Annotated in this window: 9 protein-coding genes; 7 read left to right on the top strand and 2 right to left on the bottom strand. The window is 46.4% G+C overall.

The features are described 5' to 3' along the window. The first annotated feature begins 153 nt into the window (after positions 1 to 153). From HWQ67_RS04870 to mobA, 7 genes are all read left to right on the top strand, one after another. On the top strand, positions 154 to 1,536 hold the full coding sequence (locus HWQ67_RS04870; RefSeq protein ID WP_218251524.1) for a hypothetical protein: 1,383 nt from the start codon (positions 154 to 156) through the stop codon (positions 1,534 to 1,536). A 558-nt stretch (positions 1,537 to 2,094) separates the two neighbouring features. Then, complete coding sequence (locus tag HWQ67_RS04865) at positions 2,095 to 3,861, top strand: sigma-54-dependent Fis family transcriptional regulator (RefSeq protein ID WP_218251523.1); 1,767 nt, start codon at positions 2,095 to 2,097, stop codon at positions 3,859 to 3,861. 392 nt (positions 3,862 to 4,253) lie between these two features. Then, the gene (locus HWQ67_RS04860) at positions 4,254 to 4,439 is read left to right on the top strand and encodes a helix-turn-helix domain-containing protein (protein WP_218251522.1); all 186 of its coding nucleotides are present in this window, start codon (positions 4,254 to 4,256) and stop codon (positions 4,437 to 4,439) included. A gap of 480 nt (positions 4,440 to 4,919) precedes the next feature. Beyond that, on the top strand, positions 4,920 to 5,405 hold the full coding sequence (locus HWQ67_RS04855) for a PAS domain-containing protein (protein WP_218251521.1): 486 nt from the start codon (positions 4,920 to 4,922) through the stop codon (positions 5,403 to 5,405). A 92-nt stretch (positions 5,406 to 5,497) separates the two neighbouring features. After that, positions 5,498 to 8,074: a PAS domain S-box protein gene (locus HWQ67_RS04850; protein WP_218251520.1), complete on the top strand. Its 2,577-nt coding sequence runs from the start codon at positions 5,498 to 5,500 to the stop codon at positions 8,072 to 8,074. Positions 8,075 to 8,313: 239 nt separating this feature from the next. Then, a complete protein-coding gene (locus HWQ67_RS04845) occupies positions 8,314 to 10,443 on the top strand; it encodes an FG-GAP-like repeat-containing protein (RefSeq protein ID WP_218251519.1) in 2,130 nt (709 codons plus the stop codon). Positions 10,444 to 10,561: 118 nt separating this feature from the next. Beyond that, the gene (mobA, locus tag HWQ67_RS04840; protein WP_218251525.1) at positions 10,562 to 11,167 is read left to right on the top strand and encodes a molybdenum cofactor guanylyltransferase; all 606 of its coding nucleotides are present in this window, start codon (positions 10,562 to 10,564) and stop codon (positions 11,165 to 11,167) included. Between the two features lie 75 nt (positions 11,168 to 11,242). Here mobA and HWQ67_RS04835 read toward each other — a convergent pair whose 3' ends face one another. Both HWQ67_RS04835 and HWQ67_RS04830 read right to left on the bottom strand, forming a co-directional pair. After that, positions 11,243 to 11,887 (bottom strand): BACON domain-containing protein, encoded by a 645-nt coding sequence (locus HWQ67_RS04835; RefSeq protein ID WP_218251518.1) that lies wholly within the window; start codon positions 11,885 to 11,887, stop codon positions 11,243 to 11,245. Positions 11,888 to 11,897: 10 nt separating this feature from the next. Next, entirely contained in the window at positions 11,898 to 12,239 is a 342-nt protein-coding gene (locus HWQ67_RS04830; protein WP_218251517.1) for a tail fiber domain-containing protein, read from the bottom strand. Between the last annotated feature and the right edge of the window lie 1,002 nt (positions 12,240 to 13,241).

The raw sequence follows: 13,241 nt of genomic DNA, 5'->3' as shown, positions 1-13,241 counted from the left end.
GAGTTTTGCAATGACATTGGGGATAGACATGGAAAATGTGTATAGTCAGCCCACTGAAAACGAAACAACAAGCTGTCAGGATGCCGTACTTGTGGGTGGGGCATGAGCGTCCTGCAGCGTCAAATCCGAGAGATTCGGAAATGGAGGCTTAATTTGAAGACAGTAGTACTACCACTTATGATGTTGATGTTTGTTCTGGGTGCAGCGTCGGTTATGTATGCAGCCGGTGAGGTCTCACCTGGTACCGTATTTATGCCGGATGGTGAGACCAGGATAACGTTTGGAGGTGAGTTCAGGTTCAGGGGGATGTTTGCACACAACCTGACGGATCAGCTTGACGGCAAATACTACAAGGCAGGCATGAAACAAGTCCAAGACGACCATAATGCCTACTACGATAGTCACGTAAAGCTCAACATTGACGCCAAAATAGGCAACGAAGCAGAAGGGTTTTTGGAGATTGAATCCGGCACGGACAAGGTCGATGGCTGGAGGTGGGGAACCGGCCCCGGTGATACCGGTCTCTATCCCAACGGTAATACAAAGAGTGGCGGCGTAAGGGTCCGTCAGGCGTGGCTCCTGTACAGGCATGACCTGTACGGTGTACAGGTTGGTCATCAGTTGTGGTATATCGGCAACAGGCTGTTCTTTAACCACAAGAAGTTTGGCGATGACGGGATCAGGTTGATTGTCAATCCATCCAAAGAAGTAAACATAGAGGTAAGCACCATAAAGTTGGCCGAGCAGGGCATTAACCATCCCGATGATGCCGACGCTTATATCGCAGAGTTAAAATACACCACCGGGGGCCTGAAGGCCGGAGCTGATGTAACGTACATAAACGACCAGGGCTTCAGTGCCTTGTTTGCCGACTATAGTCACGGTCACATATGGAATTTTGGTCTGCGTGCCGATTACAAGGTTGGTCAGGTGATGCTCAGGGGTGATATTGAGCTTCAGGCAGGCAAGCTGGATGGCGTCTTAAACGTTGACGATGCCACAGTCAAAGGCTGGGCCGGTTTAGCGGCAATAGATTATAAGACGGTTGCCGGCGGCCTCCCCGTTACATTGACTCTGGAGACAGCATACGGCAGCGGTAAGTCCACGCAAGACGACAGCAAAGACTTCAAGACGTTTATCACCCTCCTTGGGGTTGAACCACACTATACTTTCGTGTACGATTACTACTTAAAGACGGCTGCCGGCAAGACCTCCACAGGTATCGCCAACACCTTTTGTATCAAAGGTGGAGCAACCGCAAACTTTGTGAAAGACCTTGACGGCGAACTCTACGTGTATACGCTGAAGGCAGCCAAAAAAATAGCCCTAAACGGTGCCGACCCGTCAACCGACCTTGGTGTGGAAATAGACGGCAAGCTCACATACAGGATGTCAAAGAACCTTATATATTACATAGAAGGTGGCTACATGTTTACAGGTAAGGCATATGATACGATCACAAGCACCCTCCCAACCCGTGAGACACATCACAGCGACGCATATGCGCTCAGAAACAGAATCCAGTTAAACTTCTGATGACAGGAGGGACTCGAAAAAAAAAACATCACGACTTGCAATTTGTAAGTAATGTATGGTACACTTGTAAGTACTTTAATCCGCTGTTGTATTAGGACAACAGCAACAAAACGTATGCCCGTTTGTTAAATGTGAATTGTGCTATTTTAGAAATGGTTAACAGCATACTTGATAGTGGACATAGAATGAAAGAAAGGGCGAATAGTAGAGATAATGTCCTTGATAGTGACCACGGGTCATCTTGCGGTATGCTTTTTGGTTTTTCTCCGCTGTCTATGCAAATTTCTCAAGGTAAACGGGTATATAAAGTGTCTCTCCTCTCTTTTATTCCCTCCCGCAAGGGAGATGAGAGAGAGACACCGGCGTATTTCCCCTACATTTATCAGTGAAGAGGAGGTGTGTGTGGGATGCAATTGTAGGAAAATATGCCTATACAAAATTATAAGGAGCCGCTTTTATTATTCTGCTTGTCTCATGTTTCTTCTCAGTCAAAGGCTAAGAGATTTTATCTTCAATCAGCCTTCTGTTACTAAGGGGTGAGCTATCGCAGAAAGATATTTGCAAGAGGCTATTATTTTAGAGAGCAAGTACAAAATCCTGATTGTTGATGATGAGCCTGGCAACAGGCAGTTGTTGAGGCAGATACTGACGGACAGGTATAAGCTATTTTTTGCCAAGAATGGTGCAACCGCCATTAGCCTTGTGGAAAAGGCTAAACCTGACCTTATACTCCTTGATATCGTTATGCCTGACATGGATGGCTATGAAGTATGCCACCGTATTAAGACTAACCCTGCAACGGCAAATATCCCTGTCATCTTCATAAGCTCCCTGACGGATATAAATAAAAAGATCAGCGCATTTAAAAACGGTGGAGTCGATTACATCTGTAATCCATTCCAGAGTGACGAGGTCTTGGCACGGGTTCAGACGCACCTGAACTTATATGGCCTGCAAAAGGAACTGGAACTCTCCAATAATAAGTATATATGGCTATATGACTTTGCGCCTGTAGGTTATTTTAGCATCAACAGAAAAACAGAGATCGTTGAGGTAAACCTCACAGGTGCAAATATGTTGGGTGGCAAAAAAGAAGACCTGACAACAAGGCATTTGTCCATGTTTGTTAAGGATGAGGACAGAGTGACCTTTAACGAACACATCGAGGGCCTCTTTGACTGTAACCAAGCAAACCATACGGCATGCAATATAGCAATGTCTGATCTGCAGGGGCGGGACTTATGGGTAACGCTTGAGGGGACTGCTGTTGATGGCGATATATGCCTTGTTGTCTTAATCGATATCACGTCAAAGCGTATATTAGCCACTGAAGTGGACAAACTTCAATTGGCCTTATCTTCATCGGTAGAAAGCATCTTAGGCAGAAGTCCTGCAGCACATAAACTTTACAAGGATATACTGCAGGTAGCGCAGAGCAACTTATCGGTTTTGCTCCTGGGTGAGACTGGTTGCGGAAAGTCCTTTGTAGCGGAGATTATTCATAACCTGAGCCATAGAAGTGAAAAGCCCTTTGTAAAGGTTGACATAAGCGCCCTATCAAAAGAACTTATAGAAAGTGAGTTGTTCGGACATGAAAAAGGTGCCTTTACCGGAGCAGTAATGAAAACGAAGGGATTTTTTGAGGCATCCTCTGGGGGTACTATCTTTTTGGATGAAATACAGAACATTCCCTTACATCTTCAGAGCAAGCTCCTTACCGTCATCGATGATAAAAAAATATATCCGGTTGGAAATACCAGGTCAGTTGATGTAGACCTGCGGATTATATGTGCATCCAACGTCGATATTTATAGCTTTGTCAAACAAGGCACTTTCAGGAGCGACCTGTATTATCGTTTAAATGAGTTCTCTCTCACCATCCCGCCTCTGAGAGAAAGAGTGGAAGATATCAGTTTCTATGCACAGAAATTTCTCAACGACACCTGTTATGAATTGGGTAAACCTTTATTCTATATGACAGGAGATGCCCTGGAGTCCTTGAGAAGACACCAATGGCCTGGCAACATAAGAGAGTTAAAAAACCTAATGAGGCGTATAGTCCTTTTTTGTGAAAACGAAAATATCTCCTCTGAATATGTCAGACGCTTGTTAAACGTTGATGGCAATGTCACAGACAAAACACGACATGTGTCGCTTAAAGAAATCCTGGAAAAAACAGAACTCGAGAGCATACTGGCAGCTATCGAGGAAGCAAATGGAAATAAGACAAAGGCAGCCGCAATGCTGGGAATAACCTACAGATGGCTTGCCCGCCGCCTCAAATACTATGGCATTGCTCCCATGCATGGTAAGCATAGTTCATAGTCTATGAACTATCGTTCACAGGTTAAAAGCCCGCTCTTTCTTGACGTTGTCGTTTTGTGTATGACCAATCGTTCATATCTGTCCCCCTCCCCTGATTTACAGTCATCGTAACAGTCAACCATATATGCTCTTGTTTATCCCTATTATACCCCAGGCATGGTTCTTGAGGTATGTAGTACGTCAGATTTAGGAGGTTCTATAAAATCCTCTGGCAGTGGCACAGAAAAGCATTATGTGTCCTGCTGGAGGAGGATAGTTATCGATAACATGACGGGAGGATTATGAGAAGTTTAAGGTATGTTTACACTTATTTTTACATGGAGGGAGATTTATGTCGGGATAATTGTACAGGTTAAGGTGTTTTTAACACTATTTTGCATGGAGGGAGATTTGTGAAGGTAAAGATATTTTCACACTATTTTACGATTGAGGAATTAATGCCAATAACCGTCATGGAAGCGGAGAGCAGGATCATAAGATACACGCTTAAATACTGCGGCGGCAATATAGAAATGGCAGCCAATGCACTTGGCACAACACGAGAGGAACTTGTCGTGAAACTCAGCAATTGTTCGTGAGATGTAATGTTTTATTGACAGCAACGTGCAACAATAAAGGGGTTGTCTAATGTAACACTTTAAAGCTAAATCAATCGATGATGTAATAATCATGGACGTTGGTATAGTTGCAGACGGCATGGGCGGATGCCATACTCATGATGAAAAAGAGATAGAGAGAGGTGCGCAAACATGCTCTCTGATGAGACCGGACTGTTAACGGTTCTTCAGTCTGCCTTTAATAAAGTATGGAGATGATGTGGAAACCGGAGATATTAATGTTTCATGGATAGGCGCAAAATCTTGCTTAATAAAGGATTTGCAGGGAGATGCCGTAGCCACATGTTTTTACTGTTCTTCTGTTGACGGCTGCGCGCAATGTGCTAGTAAGATTCCTGATATTTGGGCAAAAACTGATACAGAATACACTTGAATGTTTGCTCATAATAGCACTAAAGGATGAAATGTTTTACATGTGAACTGATCACAAAGGAGGATATTATGTCTCATGGTGGTGATAAACACCTTACTTCGTCACGGTTCAAGACTCTGTCAGATTACTTATTCGGTATCCTGGATTGCATCCCGGATAAGGTCTACATAATTGATGCCGATGATTATTCCGTGTTATGGGCCAATAGGACTGCATCGCCACACGGTGAACACTTTGGAATGAAGTGCTGTGACTTAATTCAAAACAGACATGGCTCATGTTGCAGCGACGACCATATCTGCCTGATGGAAAAAGTAAAAAAGACAAGGAGAACTGCGATGTTTGAAAACATATGTCAGGGCGAAAATGGCAGCGAAGGTGTTTACGAGGTCCAGGTACATCCAATCTTTGACGAAGAAGGCGACATCATCCAGTTCTTACAACTCAGGAGAAGGAAGTCTGGGGTTTGTCCGTCATCAAACATCGATAAGAGGGTAGCGCACCCTTGTATAAAGACAACTTGTAGTACTATCTGTAAAAATGGTCTGCTATGATTGTCAGGATATCAGGCACATTCTTTAACAACAGCCGTTAGCTTTAGTTAATGCTATGACAGTTGAAATTTTTGAAAAGAGAGGATTGTACAATGACAGAGAAGAAGCAACCCAGAGCTATAGGGAAAGAGCAGTCGTTGCAAATTAAGAGCAAGGTTAGTAAAGAATCAAATGTAACCCGACACTCTACGCTTATAGACAACGTCTTTAAGTGGGGGGGGAATAGAAGTGAGAATAAGCAGATGTTTAAAGTGATCTTTGAGCAGGCGCCTGTCGGAATTGCTATTGTGCATTCATCTACCGGTAAGTTCGTTAAGGTCAATACGGCCTATTGCAATATACTTGGTTATACTCAGGAGGAAATGCTAAACCTCGGATTCCAGGAAATAACATATCCCGGTGATCTGCAGACAGAGATGGATAACATGAAACTTCTGATCAGTGGCGAGATACAGAGTTTTAATATGGAAAAACGTCATATCCGCAAAGACGGCCAGATTGTATGGGTAAACATAAACGAAGTCCGCCTATGGGAGAGCCTGGAGTATCCTACATTTCATATCAACATTGCGGATGAGATAACCGAGAAAAAGCGAATGAGCACCAAGCTTAGAGAAAGCGAAGAACGCTACAGGAACTTGTTTGATCAATCCCCGGATGCCATACTTATCGCTGATCCGAAAACAGGCGATATCGTTGACGCCAATCAAACGGCATCCGTACTCTTAGGTAGACCTGTCAGTGAAATCAAAGGTATGCATCAATCCCAATTACACCCTAAAGACAAAGAGGAACTTTCAAAAGAACTATTTAAGGAACTCATCAGAGATTTAATAAATAATGGTAGTGTCTACCCCATAGAAATTGACGTTGTCCGATCAAATGGCGACAAAATCCCCTGTGAGGTGTTGGCGCAGATCATTTACCACAATGGAAGCCCGTTTGTACAGGGTGTTTTCAGAGACGTCAGCCTGAGAAGATACATGGAAGCGGTCATTAAAAAAGAGAGGGATAAGCTTAAGGCAATAACGGATGCCATAACAATAGGCCTTTTGATAATAAACAGGCAATACCATATAGAACTTGTAAACGATGCTATGATCAGTGATTTTGGAGAGGTAAATGGCCGCAGGTGTTATGAGTATTTTCACGATAGGACGGAACCATGCTCTTGGTGCAGTAACGGAAAGGAGTTCGTCGGAGAAACCGTTAAACGGGAGTGGTATAGCCCTAAATCCAAGAAAACATATTCGCTCCTTGACGCTCCAATTAGCAACGTGGACGGTTCCGCCTCAAAGTTTGTGATATTTTTTGATATTACGGACATAAAACAAGTTCAAGCAAGGCAGAAGAGAGAACTGGATTTTCAAAGGGCAGCCGCAGAAGTGGCCAGGGTATCTCTTGCTCCTGAGAGCAGAATCTATGATATTGCCGTGGTTATTAACAGATATGGCATGATGCTGACCGATAGTTTACATGGATACGTAGCGGAGGTAGACAAAGACTCGAATGATATGGTAGGACATACCCTTACCGCAATGATGCACGATGGCATGTGCAATATAGAGAGTGGGCAGCAAAAGGCAGTATTTCCAAGGGGTGATAATGGATATAATGCCCTCTGGGGACATTCCCTGAATATAAAGGAAGGGTTCTATACAAATAATCCTCAAAAACATCACTCGTACAAGGGTTGTGCGCCTGAGGGACATGTTCCGATATATAGATTTCTGTCGGTTCCGGCGAAGATTAAAGACAACCTTATCGGACAGATTACCTTGGCAAATGCCGAAAGGGATTATACCGATGAGGATTTGGATTTCATAAATCGCCTTGCACACATCTATGCCATAGCTATTGATCGGAAAAGAATGGAAGAGGAACTAAAAATTTTAAACACAACTCTTGAGACACGGGTAGCCAAAGAAACAGAAACCAGACAGAAAAATGAACAATTGCTGATACAGCAGTCCAAGATGGCGGCTATGGGAGAGATGCTCGTACTAATTGCACATCAGTGGAAGCAACCACTAAACATATTGTCTATATTTGTACAAGACCTGAAAGAGGCATATCGTTTTGGGGAGTTAAATGACCAATATATTAATAACATATCTGATAATTCGATGAACCAAATCCTTTTTATGAGCAAAACTATGGATGACTTCAGGAACTTTTTTAAACCATCAAAAGATAAAGTCATTTTTGATGTGAAGCTTGCAGTAGAAGAGTTAGTTTTTTTATTTTCCAAGATTTTTACTAGCAATGGTATCTGCATTGGCGTAAAAGAGGTGTCATCCTCAAAACTTCTTGTAGTGGGGTATCCTAACGAGTTTAAACAAGTAATGCTCAATCTCCTGAACAACTCAAGAGATGCTATTATACTCAGGAAAAATGCCGAGACAATAAACGGGAAGATTGAAATAAAATTTGACAAGGATGAAACGAAAAACGAAGCGATAATCTCAATCAGAGACAACGGTGGTGGCATACCACAGGATGTTATGGACAGGATATTTGAACCCTACTACACAACAAAGGGAACAGAGGGTACCGGCGTAGGGCTTTATATGTCCAGGACGATTATAGAGACAAATATGAATGGAAAACTAACAGTCAGCAACGTTGATGGTGGCGCCGAGTTTAGGATCGCCCTCATGTGTAGCTAATCATTCTTACCCCCCAGGGGAAGCAGAGCAATCGCATTTGACTGTAAGAAAAAAAAAGGGGCGGCTCCGCCCCCCTTCAGAACCCCCCGCAAGGGGGCCAGCCCCCTTGACCCCATCATGCGCATGTTTGATTTTCAACAAAGCTAAACTATCAACAACTAATAAAAATTTTATACGCAATTGCCCTGCCCCTCTTGACTTTTGTACGGATTTATTTTATCGTTAAAGTATACAAGTACATGAAGGATAAGATATTGAAAAAAATAAGGTCAGCATATTGGTTGCTTGTTTTGGTCTTAGCTATAAACAGCGTCAACGTCTATGCGCTTGAGACGTACAGCTTTGCAGGCAAGTGGGGCAGTAATGGCAATGCTGAGGGGCAATTAAACATGCCCTTTGCGGTGGCGACCGACGGAGTTGGTAACGTCTACGTTGCCGATACGTATAATGACCGCATCCAGAAATTTGACGACAACGGTGCCTTTATCATACAGTGGGGCGGTTATGGTCATGGTGATGGCCAGTTTGGCGGACCGATCGGCATCGCCGTTGACAGCACCAATAACGTCTACGTTGCCGACTGGGGCAATGATTGCATACAGAAGTTCGACAGCAACGGTGTATTTATTGCCAGGTGGGGCAGTTTTGGCACCGGTGATGCGCAGTTCGACAACCCCTACGGCATTGCCGTAGATGCTGCCGGTAACGTCTATGTTGCTGATACACTTAACAACCGTATCCAGAAGTTCGACAACAACGGTGTATTTATCACAAAATGGGGCAGTTTTGGCACCGGCGATGGCCAGTTCAAACACCCCTACGGCATTGCCGTGGATACCGCCGGCAACGTCCTTGTCGCTGATTCGGATAACCACCGCATACAGAGGTTTACCCCTGACGGGGTCTTTGTCGATAAGGGGGGCAGTCGTGGCAGTGGCGATGGCCAGCTCTATTGGCCATTCAGGGTGTCGGTTGACACAAGCGGCAATGTGTTTGTCCTTGATACCGGTAACAGCCGGATTCAGAAATTTGACCGCAATGGCACCTTTTTAACAAAATGGGGCAGTACGGGCACCGGCGATGGCCAGTTCAGCAGCCCTTACGGATTGGCCGTAGGTGTCTCCGGCTCCGTGTATGTAGCCGATACATCTAACCACCGCATACAGAGGTTCGTGCGTGGGGAGACCTTTACCCTCACCGTTACGCGGGCAGGGACGGGCAGCGGAGGTGTGACCGCCTCAAGTGGTTCCCTCCAGTGGACAGGCAATGTTGCAACTGCACCATATGCCCCGGATACACAGGTAACCCTCACGGCCACACCTGCAACAGACTCCGTGGCAACCTGGACGGGGTGCGATACGACCTCATCCTCTGCACAGTGCGTTGTAACAATGAGCACTGACAGGGCAGTAACCATAACCTTTACCCTAAAACCTACACGTCCAACGGGGATGGATTTCAATGGCGATGGCAAGGGCGACGTCCTCTTGCAAGAGACTACCTCCGGTATGGTCTGGCTGTGGTTTATGGATGGCGGGGCAATTGCATCAGGCGGTTCCCCTGCCACGGTCGCAGACAACAACTGGAGGTTGCTTGGTGCCGGGGACTTTAACGGCGATGGCAACAGTGACCTCCTGTGGCACAATGCCTCAACCGGGCAGTTCTACATATGGCTGATGCAGGGGACTTCTATCCTGGCTGCCGGTTCACCAACGTCATTTATAGACCCCACGTGGCGGATAGTGGGCATCGGGGACTTCAACGGCAATGGCAAGAGCGACGTCCTGTGGCAAAACACCTCCACCGGAGTGGTATACATATGGTTGATGGATGGTACAACGATTGCGTCGGCGGGTTCTCCGGCTACCGTGGCAGACAACAACTGGCAGATAAAGGGTATCGGCGATTACGACGGTGATGGCAAAAGCGATATCCTCTGGCAAAACACCTCCGGCGCTATCCCCGCCATCTGGTACATGGACGGCACCGCCATAAAGTCAACCACCATGCTTGCCGGTTTCTCCGACGCCAACTGGCAAATAAGGGGCAGCGGAGACTTCAACGGCGATGCCAAAAGCGATATTCTCTGGCAAAATACCGCCACGGGAGTGTTCTACATCTGGTTAGTCGATGACATCTCAGGGGGTGGCTCCCCAACCACCTTGGCAGACAAAAACTGGCAAATAAAGGAGATTTCCGACTTCAACGGCGATGGCAAAAGCGATATCCTGCTCCTGAACGCTGTAACCGGACAAGTATCCATCTGGCTAATGGACGGCACAAAGATAGCCTCCGTCACCTCGCCAACCACTCTGCCCAACAACAACTGGCAGATCAAGGCAGACGGCGCTAACATGATGCTGTACTAGACAGGGCAAAAAGGGGTCAAGGGGTCAGCGACCCCCGGCTCAGTGGGGGGCTGGCCCCCTTGCGGGGGAGGTCTGAGGAGGGGGCGGAGCCGCCCTCCTTTTTTCTTATAGGTGAACTATTACGTCACAGGGTTTTTTACAGCAAGAGATAGATGCGGTTGTACTTGCGGGTGGACAGAACACCCGATTCCCGACGTTGAAGGGCTTTATCAAGCTGGGCAACGAGGCGATCCTTGACAGGAACCTTTCGATCCTGCGGGAATGCTTTGGTGATTGCTATATCAGCACCAATTCTCCGGAGGTCTACTTTTCAAGACGGGCACGACTAATCGGTGACGTCATAGGGGCGCGGGGACCGGCAACGGGGATTCTGTCAGTTCTGCTGGCCACCGGTGCCGAAAACCTCTTTGTTGTGGCCTGCGACATGCCCCTTGTAAAAAAAGAACTCGTGGACTTTATCGCGCAGAACCAGTCTGAATATGACGCCGTCGTTGCCATATACGGGGGCATGGTGCAACCCCTTTTGGGCCTCTACAATAGGAGGGCTATCTCCGTAATAGAGGGGGCCATTGAAGCCGGCAGGAAGGGCCTTGTGGACATCCTGGGGATGCTCAATGTCAGGTACATTGCCCAGGAGGAGTTCCGCTCAATAGACGGCGAAGGTGAGAGCTTTATAAACATCAACTCCCCACTTGATTTAAAAAAGGTAGAACTTGTTGGATGATATGAGGTTCTCTGTCTTGTGCCTTGAAAACGTGTTGATGCTCTCCCTGAATGAGAATGTTCCTGGCACAACCTCCTAATATTGTCGCCTGATTTCTTTGTATATTGGCGAGGCGTTGGTTGTGGGCCTGTTTGATTTTTTGGTAACCTCATCTATCTCTACGGGCTTGACGATGTAATCGAAGGCAAGTTCCTTGAGATCGACGTCGGTGTTGCTGATGGCCATCTGTCCCGATACTATTATGATTTCCACATCAGGGACACGTTCCTTGATGCGTTTAAACACATCAAGGGCATCCACCCCCAGCATCCTGAGGTCCAGGAGCGCCACGTCGGGATAGCCATCCGTGATGGTTGCAAAGGCGCTGTTTATATCGAAAACCGCACTCCACGGACAAATGCCTGTTGCTGTGACATTGACGCTGTCGGTCCCGCCAGAGCCGCCGATCTGCTTGCTTGTCGGGGTGATTGTGTATGTGCAGATGCCTTGCGTAATGGTAAATATCTGTCCTGCTATTGTTATCGTACCGGTGCGGGTGGTTGAGCCTGCGTTTGCCGCAACGGTGTAGGATACCACGCCAGAGCCGGTTACCGCACTGCCTGATGTTACGGTGATCCATGCAACACCGCTCATTGCCGTCCATTGGCAGGTGTTTGTCGAGGCCTTTACCGTCACATCGCCGGTGCCGCCTGCGGCAAGGAAGTCCTTTTGTCGTCTCATTAGGATCGTGCTACTGGGATTTTTCTTTAAGCGCCTTGACCTCTTCCTTGAGTTCAGCTATGGTCCTTTGCTGCTCCTGAACCACCTTCTGTTGCTCTTGAGCCATCTTCTGCTGTTCCTGGACGACCTTGGTCAGGAGTGCGACCACGTCCATTGTGCTCAGGCCCTTTCGATCCTTTGTCGCCACGATGTCAGGGACGTCCTCAGCGATGAAGCCGATGTGTTGCTCGTCGTCGGTCTTGTACTTGAAGGAGACCGGCTCGAGTTTGTTGAACGCCAGCATGGCGTCTTCGGATGTGAGGCTGTGGATGTCCTTCTTGTACTCGCAGCTTGAGGCGTTGGTCCGGTCCATACGCTGCCCGTGGTTACGTAGGCTCCGGAGGCCATTTCAAGCGGATAAGAAGTAGTAGTATCACTAATGAATTTTTTGCCTATACCAACATTCCCATCATCGTTTAATATAATACTGCCATTATTTGGTGTGTATAGCGCGTTTCGATTGTGTGCAATACAAGAAAGAAAGGGGCGGCTCCGCTTCTTGGCGCTCCAGGACGCTCCTGGCCCCCTTCAGAACCCCCCGCAAGGGGACCAGTCCCCTTGACCCCGTAAAAATGCCGCATATTCTGTACTTAATCCAATCTAAATTTGCTATATAAACTTAATCGATTGACGTGATGAAAATACAATATCCCTCCAGCTGATCTGCTGTCAGAATCAGCAAAAGAAATATGTCTCTGCCAATCTTTTGGAGAAAGCAACTGCAATACAGTATGACGATCACTCTCTATCAAAAAAGTTGTGTCTACCCAGGTATCCCAACTTGGATAACCGTCAGCACTAACATTGGCTACATAAAACTTCCAAATCGGATTACTCATTCCAACGCCAACATTCCCACCGCTGTAATACAAATAACTTCCGCCCTTATCCCAGCATCGCTCCCCCAAGTAAGAAAAGTTGGCGTTGATACATGGTAGTCCAACCGGACGCAAAAATAACCGTAAAAAGAAAAAGGCCTGGGGGATTAAATTAAGGTTGCTGAAGGTGCATTAGAGAGAGCAAGAACGGCACCAAAACCGCCGTATCCTAACATCTCAGTCGGCAAATTCTTCATCCTGCCAGCTAAAAAAATCCCCTTGCTAAAATCCTCTATTGACATCATGGGATTAGTATAGGACAAGGATTTCAGAAAAGTCAATAGCAAAAATTCCAGATACCAAGTAAGCCCTCCTGGACTATACCCCTTTGAGATATGCCCACAGGTCATCCACAGAGGCAGACTTTCTTAGCAGCGATTTAAAGGCCTGTAGTTGTTCTATGCCTTCAAGGGTTCTGACACTGTCCATAAGTGCGG

The sequence above is a fragment of the Candidatus Magnetobacterium casense genome, assembly GCF_019173545.1.
GTDB lineage: Bacteria > Nitrospirota > Thermodesulfovibrionia > Thermodesulfovibrionales > Magnetobacteriaceae > Magnetobacterium > Magnetobacterium cryptolimnobacter.
The sequence above is the reverse complement of the archived record's forward strand: the minus strand, read 5'-3'. Positions and strand labels throughout refer to the sequence as shown.